The organism is Holdemanella porci (genome assembly GCF_019052655.1).
Classification (GTDB): domain Bacteria; phylum Bacillota_I; class Bacilli_A; order Erysipelotrichales; family Erysipelotrichaceae; genus Holdemanella; species Holdemanella hominis.
The window spans coordinates 1-566 of record NZ_JAHQVB010000170.1; the positions used below are offsets into that span (position 1 = coordinate 1).

Genomic DNA, 566 nt, shown 5'->3' on the forward strand with positions numbered 1-566 from the left:
GGTGTAACAGGATTATGTGCTTTTGCTGAAGGTGCAACTGAAGGATATGCTAGTCTTGAAGCTCAATTTGAAAAAGTTGAAACTCCTGTAGTTAAAAAGACTGCTCATGTTACATTCACAGTAGATTCAGAAAAAGGTTCATTCACTGAATATGGAACTAATCCAGTTAAATTCGATTCAGATGAAGACAATGATCAACAATTTGTAATCCCAGAAGTAACAGCTAAAGAAGGATATAAATTTGTTGGATGGAAAGGTCAGGGAGCTGATGCTATCGAATGGGGAGCAGATGCTAAAACATTCGGTGTAACAGGATTATGCTTCTATAATGAAGACGCAACTGATGGATATGCTTCAATTGAAGCTGTATTTGAAAAAGAAGAAACTCCAGAAACTAAGAGAACTTCAAATGTTTACTTCACTGTAAATCCAGAATATGGTTCATTTACTGAATATGGAGAAGGTCCAGTTACTTTCTTAAATCTTGATGAAAATAGTGATGAACAATATTTAATTCCAGCTGTAACAGCTAAAGAAGGATATAAATTTGTTGGATGGAAAGGTCA

Annotated in this window: 1 protein-coding gene; it reads left to right on the forward strand. The window is 35.0% G+C overall.

Going from position 1 to position 566, the window contains the following annotated elements; translation table 11 throughout:
* On the forward strand, positions 1-566 hold a 566-nt coding region (locus KTQ83_RS12000), incomplete at both ends, for an InlB B-repeat-containing protein (RefSeq protein ID WP_217285066.1).